The sequence below is a fragment of the Verrucomicrobiota bacterium genome, assembly GCA_037139415.1.
In the GTDB taxonomy this organism is placed as follows: domain Bacteria; phylum Verrucomicrobiota; class Verrucomicrobiia; order Limisphaerales; family Fontisphaeraceae; genus JBAXGN01.
In genome coordinates, this window is the sequence record JBAXGN010000048.1 from 1 (window position 1) to 24,273 (window position 24,273).

The following is a 24,273-nucleotide window of genomic DNA, read 5'->3' on the forward strand; positions in this document are numbered from 1 at the left end:
CACTCCCGACCATTGGCACGCGGTGCAAACCATCATGGCGGCCCGGGCCGGCAAAGACATCTACTGCCAGAAGCCGCTCGGGCTCACCGTCCGGGACGGCCAGGAAATGATCGCCGCCGTCCGCCAACATAAGCGCATCCTGCAAACCGGCAGCCAGTGGCGATCCACGCCTCTCATGCGCCAGGCCTGCGAACTCATCCTCAACGGCCGCCTGGGCAAACTTCAGCGCATTGAATCCTTCGTCGCCCCCAATAACTTCACCGGTCCCGGCCCCGGCTGGAAGGAAATGCCTGTGCCGGAAGGATTCGATTACAATTTCTGGCTGGGGCCCGCCCCCACGGCCCCCTTCCACAAGGACCGCTGTTTCTACCGCTTCCGTTTCATCAAGGATTACAGCGGCGGCCAGACCACCAACTTCGGCCATCACTCCAACGGCGTGGTGCAATGGGCACTTGGGGACGGTCCCCTGCCCGTCGAGTTCGAGGATGCCGGCAGCGAATATCCCGAACCCGGCGACCTGTTCACGACCCCCACCAAGGTTTCCTTCCGCGCCCGGTACGCCAGCGGCGTGGAACTGTTCTGCCACACGGATAAACGCAGCTTTGGCGCCCGCTTCGAGGGCACCGATGGCTGGCTGGAACTCGGCACCCGGAAACTCGAAACCAGTCCGGCCATCCTCAAGGATTCCGTGATTGGCCCGGACGAAAAGCGGCTCTACATCAGCGAAAACCATTACCGCAACTTCCTCGACTGCGTGAAATCGCGCAAAGACGGCGCGGAACCGGTGGAAACCGGACACCGCGTCTCCGCCCTGTGCCACTTGGCCAACATCGCCATGCAGCTCAAGCGGAAATTCAAGTTCGACCCGAAGACCGAGCAAATCTTGGGCGACGCCGAGGCCGCAAGCCTGTTGAGCCGTCCCATGCGCGCGCCTTGGAAGTATTGAGGCGCCAAACCGGGGGACAGATAAAGCCGAGATCAAAAATCAAACCCGAAGGGTTTGCAGTCAGCCGCGCTCACTACAACGTGTGATCGCTGACGGTGCAGGTGGGCTTGTTGCTCAAAGTATTCAGCGTGTAGGTCCCGCCCAGAGGACAACTGAGCGGCCATGGAACGTATTTGTCGGTGCCGGCCAGATCGGTCATGGCCGGCGTATCCTTGGCGGTCTTGTGGTTTGCAAGCGCCCACTGTTCCTTGGCCCCATCGAGCTGGTGCAGATTACTGATGCATTGGCCTTTTCTGTGATCCGTGTGGTGTTCATTCAGGAACAGATCGGGACAATATAGGAGAACTACCAAACACGCTCCTGCCATCCCTGTCCAGTAGCCAATCTGCGCATGGGACCGGCCTTGCAGTAGTTCGGGGAGCCGGCGAATCCGGTAGTTTGCAACCGCCGCCAACACGACCGCCGCCAGACCGACCACAAAGGACAACATATCCAGCAGCACTGGCGACCATGACCCGTGCGGGCCAAGCCGAGCCAGGATAAATGAAACCCCAAGTAACAGGATACTGCCACCCCCCAGTATAAGGCTGGCGCGGGCTAGGCGGGAGACGCGGGAAGCGTTCGCGGGTACTGCTGGTTCGGTTTCTTTCATAGGTCCTATTCAGTAATTTCCCAAGGCTCCCCGTCAAGCGCCAATCTGGAAAAACGGGCTTCCCCCCAATCCACATAAAAAGAGCGCCGGTGAGGGCGCTCGGTGTTGAGATCGTCGGGGGATAATTCCCAAGGTTCTGTTACCCACTTGGAGGTGTCCAGCAAGTGACCTTCAATCTCCCTTTTACTCGTTCCGAACGACCTTTTACTCGCTTTTTACGACCTTTTACACGTTCTGAACGAGCTTTTTGACGTTCTGAACGAGCTTTAACTCGTTAATTATGAAATTTAACCCGTTCCGAACGACCTTTTACCTGTTCGGAACGGGAATTAATTGGCCCAAAACCACCTTTTCTCACTTTTTACGAGTTTTAACTCGTTCCGAACGTGTTTTAACTCGTTCCAAATGACCTTTTACTCGTTTTGAACGACCTTTTTCTAGTGTCCAGCCAGGGCTGGATGGCAAGGCAGCCGGGCCTGGCTGATCCGCCAGGAGACGATATACCCAGGGGCACTACGCTGATTGTGGATGACCTGCACAGGCTTTCCAGGGAAGATGGGGTGACTGCTCTATGGGGGTAACACCCCATAGCAAAAAGCCCGGGCGCGGCTTACTGTGTTCATTGTGATTGAAACCAAAACACCGTAATCAAAAGAAAAATGAAAATGAAAATAAAATCAAATTACTCGTTCGTGAGCTTAGCCGCCACGGGCAAAACGCTTAAAACACTTGCATGGATTTTTGCCCTCGGCACGTTGCCCATGGCCGCGCCGGCTGCGGAACCCGCCACCCATGATGATTTTCGAGCAATCCAACAATCGGTAGAGCTCATTGGCCTGGAGGTCAAGGATTCTCAGAACCAACCGCTGGGAAAAATCAAAGACCTCGCCCTGGACCTGGAAAATGGACGCATTGTTGAGGTGATCGTGGCCTCGGGCGGCTTTCTTGGCTGGGGGCAACGAATCGTCGCGGTGCCGCCTGGCGCATTTGAATTTGACGTGGCCGGTGAAACGGTCAGCCTCAACGTGTCCAAGGCGAAATTCCAGGCCGCGACTGCCTTCTCGCTGTCCAAGTGGGAGGAGCACTGCCAGAGCCCGCGCGTGGCAGCGGCTTATCGCTATTTCGGCCAGGAACCTTACTTTGCGGCGGACGGCAAGAACAGCCAGACGGGCAATACCGCCACCGAACCCCTGGGCTATTTCCAACGTTCCAGCGAGCTCATTGGCCTCCCTGTCAATAACGCGTCGGACAAGCGGCTGGGCACGGTAAACGCCTTCATGTTCGATCTTCGACAAGGATATGTCATCCACACCGTCGTCCAGGCTTCCGGAGTTTTCCCGACCAAGAGCATCATCCAAACCCGCGCGTTACGTTTCAATGCCACGCACGACGCGCTGTGTCTTGACATCTCCACCCAGGCTTTCCGCGACCGGCCTCGTTTTCAGTGGACCGAGAACCCAGGTTCTGGCGATTTTAAACAGGAAGCGTATGTAAACCGTAAAGTGGCGGCCAACCTTGGCACCAATACCAAGCAAAATGTGGACGAAGGCATTGTGAGTTCCTATATCCCGCTGGCGCAAGGCACCAGCTTTCGCGATGTGGACAAAACCCACCGCATTTACTCCGCCATGCAGGCGGATGCCAGCCTGTCAAAGAACGCCCAGAACGTGGAAGTCGGCACCCTTAACGGGCGAACCACCTTGCGTGGCCATGTCAACAGCGAAGCCGGCAAACGTGCTATTGGCGATATCGCGGAACAGGCTGGGAAACCGGAAAACGTGAGTAACCTGCTGGAAGTGCGACCGGTTCCCCTCACCTACAACGCGAACTAGGCCGATTGAAATTCCCACCTGATCAAAGGTGGCCTAAGATCAGGCATAGGAATATTCAAATCGAATGAACGGATGACGGGTTTTGGTGATAGCCAATCGGCTTGCCAAAACCCGTCTGCTTTGCGATTCCAGCAGCGAAAAAAACAGACAGAAGCTTACCGTAACGCGACCAGTGAAATCCTGCGCCGCTCTCCAGCCACGGCGACCAGAGCTAAAACCTAGCCCAGACCTGACCTGAAGCCCGGAAAATGTGGTGCTGAATGAGATTGCCTGGAAAGGTGATTATGGCCCAATCTGGGCTTGGTGAAACTTTATGAAAAGGTCAAGGCGTTCTTTGCCGGCAAAGCGGAACCCGAACATCTACGCACGGGTAAACGCGGCGAGCAGGCTGCCAAGAAATATCTGCAAGGGCAAGGGCTCAAGTTTCTCCTCGCAAATTTTCGATCCGGCAAGGGTGAAATTGACCTGATATTTCGGGAGGCTGACTGCCTTATCTTCGTTGAGGTAAAGACCCGTTCCTCCGAAGACTGGACTCGCCCGGCAGCGGCGGTGAACCTGGACAAGCGGCGCCTCGTCACACAGACAGCCCGTGATTATATGCGCAAATTGAAAGATCCGCGCGTGAAATACCGGTTCGATATCGTGGAGGTGTTGATGAAGGATGGCGCTGTGCGAGAGGTGCGCCATTTACCGGCCGCCTTCCATGCGCCCACTTGGCGGCGGAAGTAGCGGCCGACTACCAGCCCGGCCAATGGCTGACCGTGCATCCAGCCCGGTGTCTCCCGATAGCGTGCGGGGCAGATCATGCAGTGTTTTTCAAGGGGGCGCTTTTTGCGCCGGGCGCGTTGCCATGGTCGTTTTACGAATCCCGCCTTGCGTCATGACCCCACTTATGGCATCTTCGAGCCAGTGTAACGCCTGTAAATGCTTATGAAAAAGATAACGCTTAGTCGCCGTCACTTCATCGGGACTGCCGCAGCCTATACGGGGTTGGCCTGCTTTGCTCCCGCGCTCCAAACACTGGCCGTCGGCAAACGCACGGCAACCGACCAGGTACCCTTGGGGAAAACCGGACTGATGATCAGCCGGCTGGGATTTGGCACCGGCAGCAATAGCGGCAATATTCAGTTTAATCTGGGCAAGGAGGAGTTTATCAAGCTAATCCGCTACGCCTATGACCAGGGTATCACGTATTTCGACGCTGCCCAAAGTTACAAAACCTTCGGCTGGATTGGCGACGCCATCAAGGATTTGCCGCGCGAGAAGGTATTGATTCAGTCCAAAATTGGCGGGCAACCCAAGGATATCCTGGCGGCGATTGACAACCACCGCAAAACCTTCAATACCGACTATGTGGACAGCCTGCTCATTCACTGCATGATCAAGGATGGCTGGACGGACGGGTATAAACGCATCATGGACGGCTTCAACGAGGCCAAGGAGAAAAAGTGGATTCGGTCCAAGGGCGTGTCCTGTCACAGCCTGCCAGCGCTGCGGGCGGCCAATGAATCGTCCTGGACGGAAGTACATTTGGTGCGCGTCAACCCGCAGGCGGTGTGGATTGACGGCCCGGAACAGGCGGTTAACAAATCGGGCGATAATATTGATCCGGTGATGGCCGAACTCAAGGCCATGCACGCCAAGGGCCGTGGCATCATCGGCATGAAGATTATTGGCAATGGCCAATTCACCAACGCCGAAGATCGGGAAAAATCCATCCGCTTCGCCATGTCCCGCCCGGAAATTCACTCGGTGGTGATTGGTTTCAAGAGCAAGGCGGAGATTGATGAAGCCATTCAGCGCATGAATGCCGCGTTGACGTGAAGTGGAGAGTTGAAGCGTCTTCTGCATTTTACACTTGAGCATCGAGGCCATCATGCAAACACTCATCCCATGAATAACCGCATCCAAAAACGTTGGTTTGGAATATTGGCGCTGACCTTACTGCTGGCCATGAGCCATTCGCTGGTCACTGCCGCCGAAGTATTGATTGTGGCGGATGAGTTTCCGGCCATGGAATTACTGGCCGGCCAACTAAAGGCGCAGGAGAAGCTCGAATGCCAGATCGTCGCGCAGACGAATATGCCCGCCCAATTGGACGGTTACCAGGCGGTGGTGGTGTATGTGCATGGGAACCTGAAGGACGCGCCCGCCAAGGCCATCATGGATTACACCCGCAATGGCGGCAAGTTGGTGGCCCTGCACCACACCATCAGTTCCGGCAAGCGCAAGACGACGGATTGGCTGCCATTTCTGGGCGTGGAACTGCCGCAAAAAGAGTTCGCCGTCGGTGGTTATAAATGGATCGAAGGGGTCACGTTGGAGATTGCAAACCTCGCCCCCAGTCATTTTATTACCACAAACAAAATCACTTTTCCCCAAACGGTGACGTACACCCGGCAGGATGTCACCGGCCCGGAACAGTCAGTGACCGGGTTCACCCTGCACGAGACGGAAGTGTACCTGAATCATGTTTGGACCGAACCGCATACGGTGTTACTGGGATTCAAGTACACCGATGCCAAGACGGGTAAAGTCTATATGCAGGACCGGGCCGGGTGGACCAAATCCGCCGGCAAGGGTTACATTGTGTACTTGATGGCCGGCCACAGCGCCCGAGATTTCAAGGATGCCTGCTACGGACGGATGGTGTTAAATGCGGTGATTTACCGGCCCTGAGTTGAATCAAGAGCCGGGGCACCGGCAAACCGGCGTCGCAGGGCGCTGTAGATCATCACCAGTACGAGGGAGATACCCAGGCCGCACACAATGGCAGCCCCCAACGGAAGGTCTTTGCGGGCGGTAACCACCAGGCTGGCGCCACTGGCCAGCGTGGCCACCAGCCACCCCACCAGGAAACGCATCTTGAACGACTTCGCCAGGAACACGGCGCATACTGCTGGGATAATGAGATAGGAAAACACCAGCAATACCCCGCCAATATGCACAAAGCTGGTGACCACCAAACCGAAGAGGATGTAAAACAGGAAATCCCAAGCGATGACCGAAACGCCATCAGCAGCGGCTTTCACTGGATCCAGCGAAATGGCTTGGAATTTGCGGCGAAACACGAAGTGAACGACTCCGACCAGGGCAAACAACGCAATGGTCTGTAATATTTCCCGGCGCGTGACGGTGAGCAGTTCACCCACCAGGGACCGTTGCAGTTCTTCCTGTCCGCCCGTGGTGCGGTTTAACACCAATACCCCGGCAGCAGCGGCGACGACATAGAGAATGCCAATCAACGCCTCTTGGGGAACGCGGTGGTCCAGTTTACGCGTAAAGGTCAGCATCACCGCCCCTACAAAGGTAAACCCGAGCGACAGCGCGTAATTTTGCCAGTCATGAGGATCATATCCGCAGAGTAATCCCAGGCAACTGCCCAATGAGGCGATCTGCGCCAGCGCAAGGTCCACAAAAATGACCTGGCGTTCCACGATATGCAGGCCCAGATACACCAGCAGCCACGGCAGCAGCAGGCAGGCCAGCAAGGGCCATCGCATCAGGGAAAGGATTTCGAGGGTTTCGTTCATATTATTTTCGACAAGTTGGTCTTAGATGTTTGCTGGGTAATTTGGTGAAGGCGACTCACTTGGCCAACGCCTTGGCCAGGGAGTTGATCAGGTAATCCATCAGGACGATATATCCCCCGTCGGTGCCTTTCACGCCGCCCGGAAATTGGGAAACGTCCACGATGCTCGCGCCGGTTTCACTGGCTACTTTTTCGGCCGTGCGCCGGTTGAGATAGGGATCCACGATGATGACATTGGCCTTGTCCTTTTTCATGCGCTCAATCACTGCCGCCAAGTGGGTGGGCGTGGGAGGGATGCCGGGTTTCGGTTCCAGATGTAATTCGATTTTCAATCCGAACCGATCGGCAAAGTATATCCATGAATTATGGTATGCAACAACGTGCCGACCTTCAAACGGACTCAGGGTTTTCTTCCACGCGCCCAATTTCGTCTCAAGCTGGGTGATGAATTTCTTATGGTTATCGCGATAGATCGCGCTATTGCCGGGATCAGCCTGGCAGAAGGCGTCAACGATGTTATTCGCCACGATAGCGGCATTGACCGGGTCCACGAGGTAATGGGGGTTGCCACCGGCATGAATGTCGCCTTGGGATCGGTCCAGAGTGGTCGGCACTTCCTTCATGGCAATCCCGCGATTGCAGGCCACGCGACCGGGGCCGCCAGCAGCGACGCGCGGGTTGCGCGATTGGTCCAGCAACGCGGGCAGCCAGCCGGATTCCAATTCCGCGCCGCCTTCCAGCAGCACTTGGGCGTGATTCAGTTTGAGCACAAAGCTAGGTTTGGCATCCACAAAGTGCGGGTCTTCGGTGGGCCGCGCCAGCACGGAAAGTTCCACCAGGTTGCCGCCGACTTCCCGGGCGATGGCCCCGATATCCGGCGTGGTGGCAACGACATTAAGTTTCGCTTGGGTAGGCAGGCATCCCAAGGCAGTGATTAAGGCAAGTAGAAGAGTTGATTTCATAGCAAACATTGGATGAGGTTAAAGCTTTGGTTAAAATTTATGCGCACCGTGAGCACCCAACAAGAACTCAAATTGGAGCCAGATGGAGTGGGCGTTATCCAGCAAAGCGCGCTCATCATAGTTATATTGCAGCCGGATTTTGGAGAATTCGGTCGGAAACCAAGTGAGGTTGGGGGAAATGCGCCAGCGGGCGGCGCGCTCGGGATCCCGTCCATACATGGATTCATAACGACTCATGCTGGAGTTGACCCAATCGCCGCGCAGCGCGACCACCCAGCCTTTGGTGAATCCCCAGCTAATCTGGGAATACAATCCGTAATCCAGGAGGGTTTCACCCGGCAAGGTTCGCACGGTACTATCGCCAAACACATTTCGTTCCGTGCCATCAATGGCGCCGCTATGGTTCAGGTCATCGGCGGCGTTGGAATAAACCGAGGCGTGGTATTGCCGCCAAATGGTTTCCGTCTGGAAGGAAACAAACGGGAACCCGGCATCCTGATGGGAGGACTTCCATTTCCAATACAGGTCCGCGCCATAAATTCGTGTATAACCGTCCTGGCCGGAAGCATTCGGGCCAAAGGCACCGGAGATGCCAAGCACGAGTGTCTGGCGATCCGCAATATCAAACGAGGCGGTGTAGCGCGGCGAGAAGAGCATGTCACCGAGGGTGTTCACATTACGCGAAAGGTTGGGACGCCCAAGATACACTTGGTTGCCATGATCGTATCGAAAACTGTAAGCGGTGCTGCCGTGGCTGTTTTGCATCCCAAGGAAGAGTTCGGAGTAAAATGGCGTGGGCACCAACCAGGAGAGACGCGCGCCCAGGTTGCGCACGCCGTCCGGCCCAAGCAGACGCGCAGACACCAGCGGCGAATCCACAAAGGACCACGTATGCGGGTGGGTGGTGTTCGCCCGGCCAAAATCGGTGAGATATTGGCCCAAGCGCAATTGTAAATTACCCGGTAGGGAGGTGGTTTCCAGCCAGGCTTCCTCCAATTCCAACGCGGAATCTCCGGCGGAATTGATCTGAAAAGCCACGTTGGCATTGCCGCGAAAGTACGGGTCCACCGCACCGGTAAAGTTGGCTTCCAACCCTTGCAGGGTGAAGCCACGTTGAGATGGGTCATGACCATCCTGCTGCAAGTGACCTTCAATATCCTTGGCGGTCGAGATGCCCATCACCAGATCGCCCACCAACCCGATGTCCATATAGGCCCGCCCACTTTGCACCCGGATGCCATCCGTCAAGGCCCCTTTCTTCTCCCACAGCAATGGTGGCTCGGAAACGACGGGCGGCGGGGAGGCTGGGCGAGACGCTGTAGGCGAGGCTGCCTGTGCCTTCAAAACCTCGATTTGTTGCTGTAATGACTCCATGGCGCGTCGTTGTTCATGCATGACCCGCTCAAAATTTTCCTGAGTCGCTTTTAACTGTTTCTGTAGCTGCTGAATTTGCTGGTTCGAATCCGATGTCTGCCCTGGTGCCAATCCGGCACTGAAACAGGCGACTCCAAATCCAATAATCAATAATTTAAATTTCATAGGTTCAATGATTGGTGATGCGACATTCCGGTACATCACCGGGTTATAATATGGTGCATACGAAGGCCGACAAGCGCTTGGCCGGCGGAATGACTAAACGAGGGAGGTGAACCTGCCGGGTGGCCCCCGTTCCGGCAGCAACCGGTACGGAATATGGGACCAATGAATACGGGGAGTAACCGGTAATTCAAAAACAGCATCAGCGGTGTTGCCGATCCAAAATACTCCGGAACTGGAGAGTTCTACTGCGCCCTTGGCCAGCATGGTGATGGCGCATTGGTGTTTGGAAAATGGTCTTTGAGCCGGATCCCCCTGACCGCTATCCGCATGCATTGCCCCATGCAGCGACGGACACACCACAGCAAAAGACGACAGCAAAAGCATCACCGTTAGCAGCGCAACGACCATTGCACGGCCAACCAAGCGCAATCCCGCCATGTTCCTTTTACATCGCAACGTTACAATATGGCATATCCCGTGCGTTTTGCCAAATTGTGGTCGTGTCGAACCCGAGCCTGCGCAAGTATAGGGGATTATTTCCCCGCTTTTTTCGAGTCGTCAGTTTTTTCGACGCCTGATTTGCTGCCAGATGATTTTCTATCCTTGCCGTAGCCGTAGCCATAGCTGGCATAGTAGCCTTCATAATAGCCGTTGTAATAGTAGCCACGGCCGCGCAACGTCACGAAATTGAGCACAACCCCACCCAAGCGGGCGCCAGCGTTGGCAAGCAATTGCACCGAACGCTGGACGGGTTTGCGGGGTGATTTTTGGCCGCGCAACACGAGCACCGTTGTCTGGATTCGTTTGACAATGAGCAATGTGTCACTGACCGCCTGGATGGGAGCAGAATCGACAACGACACAATCATAGTTTTGCAGTGCTTCATCCAGCACTTTGAAGAAGCCGCCTTGCGCCAGCAGTTCGGAGGGGTTGGGCGCCACTTTGCCAGCAGGCACCCAAAACAGGTTTTCTATGGTATTAGATTTTTGAACCAGTTCCGAAAGTTTTTTCGTACCGTGCAGATAGTCAGTCACGCCGGGACACTGACCATGCTTGCCAGTGATGAACTCTTCGACGCTGGGACGGCGCAGATCGGCGTCAATGAGGATGGTGCGCAACCCCTGTTGGGCGAGACTGACGCTAAAATTCATGGAGGTAAACGTTTTACCTTCCTGAGGAAATGCGCTGGTGAAGAGAAAGCTCCGGCGATCTTCCGGGTGCCCGAGCATGGACAAGGAGGTGCGCAGCGTGCGGAAGGATTCGGCACCCGTGGAGACAGAACCTTCCGCAGCGACGACTCGATTGGTGATTCCTCTGAGTTCCTTGAGCTTGGGAATAACCGTCAGCACACGCAGGTTGAGGGCAGACTCGGCCTGTTCGACGGACTTAAAGGAGGAATCCATGGCGTTTAAGCCCAAGATAAACATCAGCCCGGCCATAAAACCGGCGAGGATCGCCGTCATGTAGATGCGTTGAACGTTCGGGGAGACGGGCACCTGTGGACGAAGTGCCGCCTGGATCGAACGGATTTTCTCCGGCTTCAGATCGGTGGTCAGGGAGGTCTCCTTGAGCCGGTTAATTACCGTTTCAAAGAGGGCGCGGTCGGAGTCCACATCGCGGGAGAGGAGGCTGAAATGAATCGCCTGTCGGCTAAACGCGAGGGCCGCCGCCTCGGCCTCACGCAGTTCCTTCTCGAAGATAAGCTCTTGTTTCTTGGCGTTTTCAAAATCCATGCGCAGATTGTTATTTAACATTTCGGCGGCATCCAGCACGGCGTTGGTGAAAGCCTTGCGCGCCTCCTCCAACTGGAAGGCAGCGACCACGTATTTGGAGTGCTTTTCCCGATAGCGGAAACATAAGACCTTAAATTCCTGCTCCTGCCGGGCGGCTTGGGCGCGAGATTCCATGACCGATGGCATAGCGATGATTTGGGGAACCAGCAGCAATTCCGAGACACTGCGTCCGATATTCTTGAATTGCTTGTAAGTGGTTTCCCGGTTGGCGGCGTCGGCACGAGCATAGAGGTATTTCGCGCTCGTATCTTTCAACTGCAGGCCCACGACATCCTGCCCCTGCTGGAAGGAAACCGTACCCGCTTCCTCCCGGTATTTCTGCAAGGTCTGCTCGGAGGCTTCCAATTTCTTCTTAAGCCGTTCCGACTCATCGCGCAGATAAGTGTAGGCGCCTTTGGTGGTGGAAGAACTAAACTGGAAATCCTGGGCCATGTACTGTTCGACGAGTGAATTGGCGATGCTCGCGTTCAATTCCGGGTAGATGCCTAAGACGGAAATGTCAATCAGGCGGGTCCCACGGCGGAGAGTGGCCCGCACCATTCCCGAGATGGCACCCACGACATTTTCGCGTTTGGCCGGTTCCTTTGAGCCCGGCGTGACAAATGCCGGATGCTGGGTCAGTTTTAGATCATCCACAACGAGTTCCATGAGGGAACGACTGTAGAATTTCTGCACGATGGTGTTAAGCACTTCATAATTGCGTAAATCTTCCTGCATCACGCGTTCCACCTTGACGAGTTTATTTTCCTCGGTCTGGACTTGAATGGTGGCGGTGGCCTCGTAAATGCGGGGCGCATGTTTGACGTGATACGACGCATAGAGAGCAGCAATGGTAACACACAATACCAATATCCAAGCTTTATCCAAGACGGTATAGATAATACCACGCAGATCACTGGAGTGGTCCTGGTGCGCGGATTCAGCAGCGGCAGGGGCGGGCGGGGGCATTTCGACAGGCAGCATAAGTGATTTTAAAAGAGTTTTTCGCCGACGGTGATAATATCGTTGGGAAGGATCTCAAACGGCTTGTTTTTACGGTCGTTAAGCATTTTATCTGCGTTGAGCTTGTAAATTTTAGGCTGCCCATTTTCCATGCGGACGAGCGTGATTTTGGCAGGTGAACCCAAGCGGGTATAGCCGCCAGCCATGGCGATGGCCTGAAGGAGATTGACACTTTCCTCGGGTGGCAAATCAATGGTGCCGGGCTTTGCGACCTGGCCTAAAACCGAAAAATGACTGAGTTTTACAGCAGCGGCGGCAGCTTCACCGAGCACTAGCTGCAAGTCCACCTGGGGATTTACCAAGTAACCTTTGGCATACAGTTCTTGGATGAGCTTGGCGGCATCCTCGACAGTCAACCCGCCCACCTGCACTGATCCCAGTTGCGGCAGATTGACCATGCCCTTTGAATCCACCACCGTTCTGGTGGCCAGGTCGTCCTCGGGATAAACCCGCATCTGGATGGTATGTCCGGGACGAATTAATTGGACGGTTTCCTTGACCCGCTCGCTGGCGGGTGGAAGGGAATTGGTTTGCGCCATCGCCACCAAGGCACTAGCCAAGGCGGCGAAGACTGACAGACTGAAACATCGGTATGTCATAATCATTTTACAATCGCCAAGAGACGGTGAACCCGATCCTGTTATTATCAAATCCAAACTGGGCACTTGAATTGTTTTTCCGGAACCCATAAACCAACCCGCATGACAAGTGCGCGTCTATCATGTAATTCAACGAGGCGTTAAGCAAGAAATTATTATCACTGCGAACGGAACTGCCACTCGACAAAGTGCGGTAGTCATTGATGCCATAGCCAGCGGTCAAACTCGCGGATAATTTTTCTGTAAGCCCTTGCGTAAGCCCCAAGCTGAAATCTGTTCCTGTCGAATTCTGGTTGCCAGCCAGCGCCGAGGAGCTATCTCCCCGGGAAGCTGACAGGCTGAGGGATGATCTCTCCGTCATCCGCCAACTCCCATTTAAACTGAACATGAAGCCCAAGGAGGAGGGATAATTGGTCTGGTACTGGCGCCATTCACTGCCCACGCTAAAACCAGCCGTCAGTTTTTCCGAAATTGTATAGCCATAATTGAACAGGAGCCGCTTATAAATCTGGCCGGGCTGGCTGTTCGGCAGCTGCTCACCAATTGAAAAACCTATCCCCGCACTGGATTTTTCGGTGAGCCGGTAGTTCACCCAATTGTCGTTGCCCATATCTTGGGATCCAATAAGTCCCGAATTTGAGCCGAATCCGGATTTGCTGTAGCGCAAATTGGATGAAAGCGAGGTGCGTTCAGTGGCTGAGTACGTCGCATTGAGGGTGGTGGCGATGCTGTCTTGGTTCACCCGTGTGCCGGTCTGCATGGCTGTCAGAGTTGAGTTATTGTAACTTTGCTGCAATTGTAAATTCAATTTGGAGAAAGGCCAGAACAGTGATCCGCTAAATTGGCCGAAGTTAAACGTATTGTATCTCGAATCATGCATAAAAACTTCGCCATTAGGCGCATAAGCAATCTGCAACATTTTTCTCCCTGCCGCAATGGGGCCACCATACGAGAGATCAAACGACGGGGAAAAATTCCAGATAAAATCCGGCTGTTTGACACCCGCACTCCCGTGCGCATTATCATCAAACGTGATGCCCGTCGAAAAAGCGGGGCGCAATTCAAACGGTCCAAGCGCAATGAAGTTACCGGTTTTTTGGGGATCAAGCAGCTCCAAGGGAACATACTGCGGCAAAGTATATTGTGCGTGAGCCACAAACACGGCAAAAGCAGCCAACGAATAAAAAAGACTTCGCGTGGTAGCTGCCATTACCGTAATGAAATGCTAAAATTATGATTCATCAATTGCATCAAGCACGTATATAGCAGCTAATCTGTCTCCTGTAAATCGGTATTTATCCCGACTCCTTGCTCCGAAAATATTGAGCTAAATTCCAGCAAGCAGAGTTACAATGCACCATCCCACCGGTCATCCTCACCACTAGCTGCAAAAACAGCTCACCGTTACAACGCTGCCTTAAAGCGGATTGCAAGATTGCACCTTCCTTGGTCGATAACCACGAACAGGGCAATACAACCAAGCCGGGTTACCGCCGTTTGGAACGGAACCAGAACATCAGCGCTAGCCCCAAACCACTCAAGGCATAGACGCCCGGTTCCGGCACCGATGTCCCAGCAAACTCCGCGCCAAAATTTATGTTCATGGAATTCGTGCTGGTACGCAAACCCCACGAACTACCATTGTTAATCCAATAACTCGTCAATGTGTTGCCTACGGTGGGAGGCGAGAACAAGTCCACACCGGCAGTAGCCCCGCCGCCCAATCCTGAAAACTGAACCGTCCAAGTAAAACTGTTCGGCACCAACAACCCGGAACCAAAATCAGTGTCGAAAATCAGCAAACTCTTGGATGTGGCGCTAACAGCAAAGGGGGTGCTATCAAATAACAGCGATCCGGGCATCTTAAATGTGGAATCCCAGTTGACACCGTCATTGGCATAGAAACGAACCTGAGCTTGTTCGCCGCCGCTAAAATTCACTCCCCAATATTCAAATGAGAAACTGGTTATTTTAGCTGGCAGCCCGCCAGCCAAGATAACCTGATTACCCACTTCAGAAGTCTCCGTGTTAAAGCGAGTCGCCAAATCGTTGGCCGTGTTTGAATACAGAGTGGTCTGAGCGGATGCCGAAAGCACCCCAACCGCCATGATTCCGACAGTCATTACGACATCGGAAAAGTAGAAATGTATGCTCTTCATAAATTTTAAATGCTAAAATTAGTAAACGTTACCGAGTTTTTTGCAGTGCCACTGCAAGACCATGAAAATGAAAATCCTCCGAAATTTTGTCTGAATTCGGCACATGCGTTGTCCATGTTCTCTGCTTGTTCACTTCCATCATAACCTGCGAGCATAGCCTCACACGAAAAGGTACTGAATGACAAGATATTTCATCAAACGCTGCATTTTTTGATGTAAGCGTTACATTTTTTACCATATTCGCGTCATTCTTACATTCTGCATGGATGAAACTCATATCAAGGCTGGTCGCCACGCAAAACACACGGCTGCCGTCATCAGACGCGACATTCGCAGTGAAAAGAAAGATTTTAGGCAATCGCCAGTAGTAAGTAATCTTCGGAAATACGTCTTTTCCACAAAACGGACGGCGTCTATACCAAAACACGCACGAACACTGCATCAGGAGGATTTTAACAAATGCTTGGACGGCAGGGCAACATAAGCTTGCAGACGCGGCACGTTGGGAATAACGACTACCCGAATGAATTATGACAAAGGTGGTAGTTTCTGACTACTTCGCGTTACCTGATGGGGAAGTGGTAGCGATTACTTCCATGCACCAACCGCCGGACCGGCACACCGTATCTGCTAACTGAGTTTTTTAACAAACCCTCGGTTGTTTTCCCACTATCCTGACTTCATGCTCTCCAGTTCCTTGACTTGTACGACGCCGAAACCTATAACGACCGCATGATTTTGGACAATCTCAGTCAATGGCACCGGTACACAGCGCTTGGAACCCGCTTTGAAAAAGCCTTCCACTACTTGGAAACGGTCAGCCCAGATACCCCGTTGGGTCGCTACGATCTCGAAGGGGAGGAACTCTTCGCCATGGTGTCCGCCTATCCAACGCGCTCCGCTGATCAGTTCAAATTTGAAGCACACCGCCGCTATGCCGACGTACAATTCATCGTGGCCGGGCGGGAGCGGATTCTCTGGGTGCCGTTGGCGTCGTTGCCCACGGTAACCGAGGCCTACAATGCGGAAAAGGACATCCTGTTCTGCGCACCGCCGACCTCCCATATCCCCCTGAATATGGCCGCCGGGCAATTTGCCGTGTTCTTTCCAGAAGATGGCCACGCGCCAGGCCTCGAGTGGGGCGGCATTGGCGAAGTACTCAAAGTGGTTCTAAAGGTGCGCGTGTGAATACCTCTGCTGACCATGCCAGCTTGGGACCGAATCCCTTTGCCTCGTTGAGCAGCGTCGGTTTGCCGCCCGGGCCAACGGGAAACACCAAAGCGCCGGTCAAGAATCGCGGTCGGGTGGATATTCTGCGCCAAAAGGCGGGGCGCGGCGGCAAAACGGTAACGGTGGTTGCCAACTTTATGGGCATTGGTCTGCCTGAGAAGGAGATGCTCGCCAAAAAGATGCAAAAAGCTTGTGGGGTTGGCGGTACGGTCAAGGATGGCCGGATCGAAATCCAGGGAGATAAGCGGCCGGAGGTTGCCCGCATCCTGACCGAAGCCGGTTTCCGTCCGGTCTTTGCCGGCGGATAATAGTTTGCTTTTTTGCTGGGCAAACGGGCGGCATCTGGTTAAATCCCGCCCGCATGTTGAAAGCTGGTATCGTCGGAATGCCCAATGTCGGCAAATCCACCCTGTTTAACGCAGTCACCCGCACCCGTAAGGCGGAGGCTGCGAATTATCCCTTTTGTACCATTGATCCCAATGTGGGGGTTGTTACCGTCCCGGATGACCGGCTGGCCGTGCTGGCCAAGATTGCGGGGACAAACGTTATTATTCCCGCCGCCGTCGAATTTGTGGACATCGCCGGATTGGTGAAGGGGGCGGCCCAAGGCGAAGGTCTGGGCAACAAATTTCTCAGCCATATTCGCGAGGTGGACGCCTTGGTACAGGTGGTGCGCTGCTTTGAGGATGCCAACATCCATCACGTGGCTGGCACGGTGGACCCGGTGAGGGATATTGGAATCATCAACACGGAGCTGGTTTTGGCCGATCTGGAATCGGTGCAGAAGCGGTTGGAACGCGTGGCGAAGGACGCCAAGCGCGGTGACAAAGCCGCCCTCGCCGAACAAGGTGTGCTGCAAAAGCTCGAACCAGTGCTCGACTCGGGCAAACCGGCGATTCTGGCAGACCTCACCCCGGAAGATAAGGTTCTTTCCCGACCGCTATTCCTGCTCACCGACAAGCCGACGATTTTTGCCTGTAATGTCAAAGAAAACGAATTGGCCACAGCCGACCGCAATCCCTATGTGGTAAAGGTGCGCGAATATGCCCGCACCCACCTGGCCTGCGAAGCGGTGGTCATCAGTGCGCACATCGAGAGCGAGTTGATCGACCTCTCGCTGGAAGAAGCCAAAACCTTCCTGGCAGAGCTTGGCGTGAAGGAGTCCGGGGTGGGAGAACTCATCCGCGCCACCTATCATTTGCTGGGTTTGCGGACCTATTTTACCGCCGGGGAAAAAGAAACACGCGCGTGGACCATCCGCACCGGAGATACGGCACCACAGGCGGCCGGAGTTATCCATACTGATTTTGAACGCGGCTTCATCAAGGCCGAGACGGTGGCCTACACGGATTTGGTGACCTGTGGTTCGGTGGCCGCCGCGCGGGAACAAGGCCTCTACCGCATGGAAGGCAAGGGCTACGTGGTGGAAGACGGGGATGTGATGCTGTTTAAGTTTAACGTATAAAGGCGATTAGAAAAAGTTGCGTATCGCCCAATCCGGTTTATATTATGGTTTGATGGCAAGCTTCCAATTTCTGGTCTTCCATCGTTGATGATTTTACATACAACAGCATGATGAACGTGGATTCCGAATTGGTGAAGTGCCCGGTTGAAACACAGGCGTGGAAAGCGATCGTGGCCAAATATCAACAGCCAACGCTCGCGCGCAGTATTTGGCAGGTGGTCAACACCCTCGTGCCGTTCGCACTCCTCTGGTATTTGATGTATCTCATCCTATCGGTATCGTACTGGCTTTTAGTGCCGCTGGTGATCCTGACAGGCGGATTTCATATCCGGATATTTATCATTTTCCATGACTGTGGACATGGCGCATTTTTTAAATCACGCAAGGCCAACGACATTTTGGGATTTATCTGCGGCGTGCTGACCTTCACCCCGTATTACCACTGGCGTCATGAACATGCCCTGCATCACGCGACGGCGGGCAACCTGGATGCGCGCGGTTCCGGGGATGTGTGGACCATGACGGTGACTGAATACCAGGCGGCCTCACGCTGGAAACGGTTTGGATATCGAGTGGCCCGCCATCCCGTCGTCCTATTCGGGATTTCCCCGTTGCTTTTGTTTCTCGTCCGACACCGGTATCCCGCCGCCAAGGCGGCGAAGCGGGAGCGGAATTCGGTGCATTGGACAAATCTGGGAATTTTGGGAATGATCCTTGGACTCAGTTCGATCTTCGGTTTGGGGACGTGCCTGCTGCTCATGACCGCCGTAGTGCTGGTAGCCTGCTCAGCCGGAGTGTGGCTGTTTTATGTGCAGCATCAATTTGAAGGCGTCTATTGGGAACGCAGTGAGCAATGGGATTATGCTACGGCGGCGTTAAAAGGCAGCTCCTTCTACAAGCTGCCCAGGGTTCTGCAATGGTTCTCCGGCAATATTGGTTTTCACCACATCCATCATTTGAGTCCACTGATTCCGAATTACCATCTGGAAAAATGCCATCATGCGGAGCCGCTGTTTCAGACGGTCAAGCCCGTCACGCTATTCGCCAGCTTAAAATCACTCAGATACCGTCTTTGGGACGAAAAAAACCGTCGCCTCGTAGGCTACAATTACCTGCGCACGTTGCAAAAGTAACCAGCAGTTCGTGGAGATCACCAGCGCTTACCGGAAGTAGGGATCAGGACGCCTTAGGCAGGGTGAAATGGAACACGGCGCCTTTACCCAATTCACTCTCCAACCACACTTCGCCGCCATGAGCTTGAACGATGTGTTTGACGATGGCGAGCCCCAGCCCGGTGCCGCCCGCGTCGCGAGAACGGGCGCGATCCACCCGATAGAAACGCTCAAACACTCGCGCTTTGGCTTCCGGGGGAATTCCCGGACCGTCATCCTGCACCCAGATTTCCACCCTGCTACCGTTACATAGGCGGGCCCCCACAACGACGCTGCCGCCGGAACGACCATACTTGATGGCATTTTCCACCAGGTTGAAAAGCACCTGTTGCAGGCGATCAGCATCCGCCATGGCGGCTAAAAGCTCTGGTATTCGGTTGGTAATCACGGTTTGTTTTTCCCGTGATCGGGCATCAAGGTCATCCACCACACGGGTGGCAACCAAGCGCAAATCCACCGCCTGAAGGTTGAGAGCGATCTGGCCGGATTCCAATCGGGAAATCGTCAGTAAATCTTCAATCAGAAAGGTGAGGCGGTCGGCATGTTTGTCAATGGTATGGAGAAAGCGGCGGGCGAGCTGGGGATCGTTGACCGCGCCATCAAGCAGGGTTTCGACAAAGCCCTTGATGAGCGACAGGGGCGTGCGTAATTCATGACTCACATTGGCCACGAATTCCTGCCTGGTGTTTTCAAGCTGTTTCATCCGCGAAACGTCATGGAATACCAGCAGCACACCCTCCGGCTGACCGGGCGTCCCGCCAAACGGGGAGGCGTTCACCTGCAAAATGCGATCCGGTTTGCTCACTGATTTCAATTCGGCGCCACTAATACTCCGTCCCGCCAGTACCTGTTGCACCAAAAGGTCGAGTTGTTCCCAATGAAACGCTTCGGAAACGGTGCGGCAGCAAGGATTGTCTGTGACGCCAAGCAAACCGGCCAAGGCCGTGTTCAGCAGCCGCACCCGACCACCGCCGTCCAGCAACAGCACGCCTTCGGTCATGCTGTCAAAGAGAGTTTGCAACCAACGATTGTCGCAATCAGGCATCGGGTTGGAACTGGCAGACAGATCGAACATAAGTAAATGAAAATCGGATCAGACTATCTTTCAACAAAACGATAGCCGACCCCGCGAATGGTTTCGAGGTATTTGTCCGCCGCGCCAATTTTACTCCGGAGCCGCCGCATGTGAGTATCCACCGTGCGGGTGTCAATCATGGAATCATACTCCCAAACGTCCCGCAATAATTGATCCCGGGATTGCACTCGCCCGCGCCGCTGCGCCAGAGTAATCAGCAGCTTGAACTCGGTGATGGTCAGGTCCACCGGCTTGCCCCGCACCAATACTTCGTGCCGCGAGATGTCAATGCACAGGTCGCCGTACTTAAACTTTTCCAGCGGCTCATCGGTGGTTTCGGTCCAGCGCAGCAATTTTTTGACGCGCAACACCAGTTCGCGCGGACTAAAAGGCTTGGTAATATAATCGTCCGCGCCAAGCTCCAGCCCCAACACCCGGTCAATTTCCGCCGCTTTGGCAGTGAGCATGATGATGGGAACACGAGCCGTGAGCGGATCCCGGCGCAAGGTTTTGCAGACTTCCATGCCATCCACCTCGGGTAACATCAAGTCGAGCAAAATCAAGTTGGGAATCAGCACCCGCGCCTTGCGGAGCGCCTCCGCGCCATCTGCCGCAGTAACTACGTCAAACCCGGCGGAACGCAGGTTAAACTCAATGAGTTCGATGGCATCTGGCTCGTCGTCCACCACCAGAATTTTAGGTTTCATATATTAGCACTGCAATTTCAGGATCAGGACTTTCTCCCAAACCGTGGTCACTTTGCGCCTCGTTCGCGACATTCACTTGTCTAAAATGTTACAATTGCGTGACAAAATCCAGCAGAAAACATTACTCGGTAACCGCCTTGCCCGTATGTCGGATGTCGCACGCTTCGCACAGGAACACCACGTCCTCGGCAATATTCGTGGCGTGGTCCGCAATGCGCTCCAGGCATTTGGAAATCACGATCAAATTCAAACCGGGCGCAATGGCCTTTGGATGGTCAGTCAAATACACGATCATATCGCGTTGCACCTGCTTGTGGATGGCGTCCACCGCCTTGTCACGCGGAATCAAAGCGCGCGCCAATTCCGGTTGTTTATTAAGAAAAGAGTCAAGCGCGGGCTTGAGCAAATCCATGGCCAGATCGGACATGCGCACCAACTCAACCAGAGAATGGAACTGAGGCGTTTTGTTTAATTCCCGAACGCGGCGGGCGATGGTGGTGGCCTCGTCGCCTACCCGTTCGAGATTACGCGAAATTTTCATCGCCACAGTGATCAGGCGTAAATCGGTGGCCAGCGGCGCCTCCGTCAGCAGTTTAATGGCCAGTTCATCCACTTCCTTCTCGAGTTCATCCAGCAATGAATCCTCCTGCTCCACTTGGTTGGCCATGGCCTCATCACGATCCACCAGAGCTTTCACCGCCTGGGTGACCGCGCGCTCGGCATATATACCCATGGTCAGGAGCTTTTCTTTCAACCCCATCAGTTCCTGATCAAAATGTCGTTGTGCTGGTTCGATCTGCTTCTTCATGCGTTTACCACTCAATACTTACCACCGAATTGCTCGTTTGCAAAAGGGATTGCGATCATTGTGACGCCTTTGGCTGAATCACGGCCACGGTCGCCAAGCTCAATCTCAGCAAGCACCGGGCAATCCGCAGCCAGTTAATATCTCTATCCATAATTACCAATCGCTAGTATCATCGCAAACGTCAACTATCGCTCCACGTCTGCTTGCAGTTCCTGTCGCATAATAACGGCTGCGCCAAACGTGCAGGCGGCTTTGCCCAGTTGCGAATACACCAAGGGCGGAACCCCTTGATCCAAGGAATTGAGGTGCTTGGCCAAAATGTCTTGAATTTCGGCCTGGATGAGTTTTTCGGCGGCATCCACCACTGGTCCGCCTAACACCACTTGCTGCGGTTGCCAACGCTGGATGAGCAAGACAAGCAGCGTGCCCAAGTGCCGCGCCGCCTCACGAGCCGCCAATACCGCCAGCGGATCATCCTGCTTTATCGCCTTGCGCCAATCGTCCAATCCCACCGTTTCTTGTCCCGCCAGCATTGAATCAGCACCGTTTTTCAAACCGGCTTTCACTTGTTGGAGAATGGCGCGTCCGCTGGCTAGGGAATCCACACAGCCGCTTTGCCCGCAAGGACAACCCGGCCCTTGCGCGGATACAACACCATGGCTGATCAATGGAAAGGTCACCGCCGAGTCATAGGCGATCCGGCCTGCTTCGATTATGCCGCCATGAACTCCATGCCCAATGAAAATGGCCAACAACCGCCCGCTTGAGGGTTTGACATCCGCCACACTCGCTCCCAGCGCCGCCAGATTGCCCGTATTTTCCATCCGGACCGGTAACCCCAGCCGCAAGGACAATGCTTGAACTAATTCCAAGGTTGGCCATCCAAACAAGCGCCATTGGGTAACTGGACCCGCAGTCGTTGTCACCACGCCAGGGACGCCTACCGTCACCCCGGCGATACTCTCCAGCCGCAAGTCCGCTTCGTCCACCGCCTCGCGCACACTGCGCTCAATCCGGCCTAATACGGCGTCCACGCCACGATCCGCCTTCGTGCTAAGGCGCACGGTGGCTCGTTGGCCGAGATTGGCATCATACACAGCCGACTGGATCTGCCATGCATCCAGTTCCATTCCCACCCAATGAATTGCGTTTTTTGAGGATGTTTTCACAAAAGACACCGGGCGGCCTTTCCTTCCCGCCGGGCATGGCTACTGCATGCCGACGGGAATTTCTTTTTCTTCAACCACATCAAAACGAATCACCACTTTGTCTGGAAACCCTTTGGGCGGTGCTTTACCGACGGTGGTGGCGCCAGCCATCACTTGTTTCACTGAGGTATCCCAACGATCGTTGCCCGAGCCTTTTTTCCATTCGTAACTCACGATTTTGCCCGCCGTGTCCAAGCGGGTTTCGACCTCGGCGACAAAGCCGTTGTCGGCGACATCCGCCGGCCGTTGCCACTTGGCGCGCAGCACATTTTCAATCTGGGTTTTGTAATTGGCCACCGGATCAGCACTGCCCAATATTTCATCACCAAACACAAAGGCACCCGAGTCAATCACTGGCGGCGGTGGCGCGGCGTTGCCCAAATCCACCGGCGGCGGCGGCGGCACAAAACGGGCCGTCGTCGGAGCAGCAGCTTTGGCCTGCTCAATGACTTTGGCCACATCCACCTTTTTGACTACCTCCTTGGGTTCGTCCTTCTTGGCGGCTTTTACTTTTTCTTTCTCGCCACGCACCAGCGAGACACTCAAATCCTTGGCTTTCTCACCGAAATACCCTTGGCTGGCCGCCCAGAAACCCACGCCGAGAAACAGGATGACGTGGACGACGACGGAGATGATGATATTCGTCTTGGTGGCACTGGACTTGCGGCGGGTGGAACGATGCGAAATGGTTTCCATAATCAGTTGCTCAAAGGTTTAGACATCATGGCGGCAGAAGGACGATCCGTGGCCAACCCCACTTTTTGAATGTCGGCACGCTGTAAAATGTCAAACACACTCACCATCACCTGGTACATCACGGCGCTATCGCCATGCACCACAACGCTGGTATCTTTATCGCGGCGGCGCTGCAGTTTCAACTCAGCCGTCAACGCGTCAGGCTGAAGCTCCTTGCCGTTCAGAAAAATCCGGCCATCCGATTCCACGATGATGAAATTGGGGCGTTTGGCGGCCGCCTTCTGTTGAGGGGGAGTCTGTTTTGAAGGCAGATTCAAGTCAATGTCGTTCACCATCGGAGCCGTCGCAATGATGAAGATCACCAGCAGCACAAACGCCAAGTCCAAGAGCGGCGTGATGTTCAGCTCGTTCATCGTGCTGTGATGCGATTTGGAATATTTTTTCAGCGCCATAACACAAATACAAGTTACTTTGCGGGTATCGTGGCCAGGCTGACCTTGATGACATTGGCCGTTTGCAACACCTCCAGAACATTGACCACATGCTGGTAGGGGATGGCACTGTCACCGCGGATGATCACGCTCAAATCCCGGTCTTTGGTGCGCATGGCGACAATTTCATTGTACAACCCGGGCAAATCCATCGGTTTCATGTTCAAGAAGAGCTGTCCTGCTCTGTCCACGCTGATAAAGTTGGGCTTCTTGGGTGGGTCTTTGGGATGCGATGCGGCCTTGGGCAGGGCCAAATTCACATCTTCAATCAGCGGCGTGGTGGTAATGACAAAAATCACCAGCAACACGAAAGCGAGGTCCAACAACGGCGTGATGTTGAGTTCGCTCATCGCGTGATGATTGGACTTGGAGAACCGTTTCATGCGCGTTGGTTGAAGCGGGCGT

Annotated in this window: 25 protein-coding genes; 9 read left to right on the forward strand and 16 right to left on the reverse strand. The window is 54.4% G+C overall.

Annotated features, from left to right (window positions below; all coding sequences use genetic code 11):
- Positions 1 to 946: Gfo/Idh/MocA family oxidoreductase (locus WCO56_10405; protein ID MEI7729973.1), on the forward strand; the 946-nt coding region annotated here is incomplete at its 5' end.
- Between the two features lie 73 nt (positions 947 to 1,019).
- Here WCO56_10405 and WCO56_10410 read toward each other — a convergent pair.
- On the reverse strand, positions 1,020 to 1,598 hold the full coding sequence (locus WCO56_10410; GenBank protein ID MEI7729974.1) for a hypothetical protein: 579 nt from the start codon (positions 1,596 to 1,598) through the stop codon (positions 1,020 to 1,022).
- 665 nt (positions 1,599 to 2,263) lie between these two features.
- Between WCO56_10410 and WCO56_10415 the strand changes: the two genes are divergently transcribed.
- The 4 genes from WCO56_10415 to WCO56_10430 all read left to right on the forward strand — a co-directional run bounded on the left by WCO56_10415 (position 2,264) and on the right by WCO56_10430 (position 6,109).
- A complete protein-coding gene (locus tag WCO56_10415; protein ID MEI7729975.1) occupies positions 2,264 to 3,430 on the forward strand; it encodes a PRC-barrel domain-containing protein in 1,167 nt (388 codons plus the stop codon).
- A gap of 303 nt (positions 3,431 to 3,733) precedes the next feature.
- Positions 3,734 to 4,159 carry a YraN family protein gene (locus tag WCO56_10420; protein MEI7729976.1) on the forward strand — a complete coding sequence of 142 codons (426 nt, stop codon included), beginning with the start codon at positions 3,734 to 3,736 and terminating at the stop codon, positions 4,157 to 4,159.
- A gap of 201 nt (positions 4,160 to 4,360) precedes the next feature.
- Positions 4,361 to 5,254 carry an aldo/keto reductase gene (locus WCO56_10425; protein MEI7729977.1) on the forward strand — a complete coding sequence of 298 codons (894 nt, stop codon included), beginning with the start codon at positions 4,361 to 4,363 and terminating at the stop codon, positions 5,252 to 5,254.
- 69 nt (positions 5,255 to 5,323) lie between these two features.
- The gene (locus tag WCO56_10430; GenBank protein MEI7729978.1) at positions 5,324 to 6,109 is read left to right on the forward strand and encodes a ThuA domain-containing protein; all 786 of its coding nucleotides are present in this window, start codon (positions 5,324 to 5,326) and stop codon (positions 6,107 to 6,109) included.
- Here the strand turns inward: WCO56_10430 and WCO56_10435 are convergent.
- The 8 genes from WCO56_10435 to WCO56_10470 all read right to left on the reverse strand — a co-directional run bounded on the left by WCO56_10435 (position 6,097) and on the right by WCO56_10470 (position 15,016).
- A complete protein-coding gene (locus tag WCO56_10435; protein MEI7729979.1) occupies positions 6,097 to 6,963 on the reverse strand; it encodes an iron chelate uptake ABC transporter family permease subunit in 867 nt (288 codons plus the stop codon). The two genes, WCO56_10430 and WCO56_10435, sit on opposite strands and share 13 nt — an antisense overlap.
- Before the next feature lie 55 nt (positions 6,964 to 7,018).
- Positions 7,019 to 7,924: a metal ABC transporter substrate-binding protein gene (locus tag WCO56_10440; GenBank protein ID MEI7729980.1), complete on the reverse strand. Its 906-nt coding sequence runs from the start codon at positions 7,922 to 7,924 to the stop codon at positions 7,019 to 7,021.
- A gap of 30 nt (positions 7,925 to 7,954) precedes the next feature.
- Complete coding sequence (locus tag WCO56_10445; GenBank protein MEI7729981.1) at positions 7,955 to 9,319, reverse strand: hypothetical protein; 1,365 nt, start codon at positions 9,317 to 9,319, stop codon at positions 7,955 to 7,957.
- Between the two features lie 237 nt (positions 9,320 to 9,556).
- On the reverse strand, positions 9,557 to 9,901 hold the full coding sequence (locus WCO56_10450; protein ID MEI7729982.1) for a hypothetical protein: 345 nt from the start codon (positions 9,899 to 9,901) through the stop codon (positions 9,557 to 9,559).
- Positions 9,902 to 9,996: 95 nt separating this feature from the next.
- Entirely contained in the window at positions 9,997 to 12,219 is a 2,223-nt protein-coding gene (locus tag WCO56_10455; GenBank protein ID MEI7729983.1) for a polysaccharide biosynthesis tyrosine autokinase, read from the reverse strand.
- A gap of 8 nt (positions 12,220 to 12,227) precedes the next feature.
- Positions 12,228 to 12,857, reverse strand: coding sequence for a polysaccharide biosynthesis/export family protein (locus tag WCO56_10460; GenBank protein ID MEI7729984.1), 630 nt, complete (start codon positions 12,855 to 12,857; stop codon positions 12,228 to 12,230).
- A 7-nt stretch (positions 12,858 to 12,864) separates the two neighbouring features.
- Positions 12,865 to 14,067, reverse strand: coding sequence for an outer membrane beta-barrel protein (locus tag WCO56_10465; protein ID MEI7729985.1), 1,203 nt, complete (start codon positions 14,065 to 14,067; stop codon positions 12,865 to 12,867).
- Positions 14,068 to 14,344: 277 nt separating this feature from the next.
- Positions 14,345 to 15,016 carry a PEP-CTERM sorting domain-containing protein gene (locus WCO56_10470; protein MEI7729986.1) on the reverse strand — a complete coding sequence of 224 codons (672 nt, stop codon included), beginning with the start codon at positions 15,014 to 15,016 and terminating at the stop codon, positions 14,345 to 14,347.
- Positions 15,017 to 15,748: 732 nt separating this feature from the next.
- Between WCO56_10470 and WCO56_10475 the strand changes: the two genes are divergently transcribed.
- The 4 genes from WCO56_10475 (at position 15,749) to WCO56_10490 (ending at position 18,844) form a co-directional block, all read left to right on the forward strand.
- Positions 15,749 to 16,204: a YhcH/YjgK/YiaL family protein gene (locus WCO56_10475; protein MEI7729987.1), complete on the forward strand. Its 456-nt coding sequence runs from the start codon at positions 15,749 to 15,751 to the stop codon at positions 16,202 to 16,204.
- Positions 16,201 to 16,554, forward strand: coding sequence for a translation initiation factor (locus WCO56_10480; protein MEI7729988.1), 354 nt, complete (start codon positions 16,201 to 16,203; stop codon positions 16,552 to 16,554). Before WCO56_10475 ends, WCO56_10480 begins: the two co-directional genes overlap by 4 nt.
- A gap of 53 nt (positions 16,555 to 16,607) precedes the next feature.
- Positions 16,608 to 17,711, forward strand: coding sequence for a redox-regulated ATPase YchF (gene ychF / locus WCO56_10485; protein MEI7729989.1), 1,104 nt, complete (start codon positions 16,608 to 16,610; stop codon positions 17,709 to 17,711).
- A gap of 107 nt (positions 17,712 to 17,818) precedes the next feature.
- Positions 17,819 to 18,844 carry a fatty acid desaturase gene (locus WCO56_10490; protein MEI7729990.1) on the forward strand — a complete coding sequence of 342 codons (1,026 nt, stop codon included), beginning with the start codon at positions 17,819 to 17,821 and terminating at the stop codon, positions 18,842 to 18,844.
- Between the two features lie 43 nt (positions 18,845 to 18,887).
- Here WCO56_10490 and WCO56_10495 read toward each other — a convergent pair whose 3' ends face one another.
- The 7 genes from WCO56_10495 to WCO56_10525 all read right to left on the reverse strand — a co-directional run bounded on the left by WCO56_10495 (position 18,888) and on the right by WCO56_10525 (position 24,251).
- Positions 18,888 to 19,958 carry an ATP-binding protein gene (locus WCO56_10495; GenBank protein ID MEI7729991.1) on the reverse strand — a complete coding sequence of 357 codons (1,071 nt, stop codon included), beginning with the start codon at positions 19,956 to 19,958 and terminating at the stop codon, positions 18,888 to 18,890.
- Between the two features lie 23 nt (positions 19,959 to 19,981).
- The gene (locus WCO56_10500; GenBank protein ID MEI7729992.1) at positions 19,982 to 20,665 is read right to left on the reverse strand and encodes a response regulator transcription factor; all 684 of its coding nucleotides are present in this window, start codon (positions 20,663 to 20,665) and stop codon (positions 19,982 to 19,984) included.
- A gap of 121 nt (positions 20,666 to 20,786) precedes the next feature.
- Positions 20,787 to 21,473, reverse strand: coding sequence for a phosphate signaling complex protein PhoU (gene phoU / locus WCO56_10505; protein MEI7729993.1), 687 nt, complete (start codon positions 21,471 to 21,473; stop codon positions 20,787 to 20,789).
- 185 nt (positions 21,474 to 21,658) lie between these two features.
- Positions 21,659 to 22,603, reverse strand: a complete 945-nt coding sequence (locus WCO56_10510; protein MEI7729994.1) for an ROK family protein — start codon at positions 22,601 to 22,603, stop codon at positions 21,659 to 21,661.
- A 78-nt stretch (positions 22,604 to 22,681) separates the two neighbouring features.
- Positions 22,682 to 23,377 (reverse strand): TonB C-terminal domain-containing protein, encoded by a 696-nt coding sequence (locus tag WCO56_10515; protein MEI7729995.1) that lies wholly within the window; start codon positions 23,375 to 23,377, stop codon positions 22,682 to 22,684.
- 2 nt (positions 23,378 to 23,379) lie between these two features.
- Positions 23,380 to 23,829, reverse strand: a complete 450-nt coding sequence (locus WCO56_10520; protein ID MEI7729996.1) for a biopolymer transporter ExbD — start codon at positions 23,827 to 23,829, stop codon at positions 23,380 to 23,382.
- Between the two features lie 14 nt (positions 23,830 to 23,843).
- Positions 23,844 to 24,251: a biopolymer transporter ExbD gene (locus WCO56_10525; protein MEI7729997.1), complete on the reverse strand. Its 408-nt coding sequence runs from the start codon at positions 24,249 to 24,251 to the stop codon at positions 23,844 to 23,846.
- Between the last annotated feature and the right edge of the window lie 22 nt (positions 24,252 to 24,273).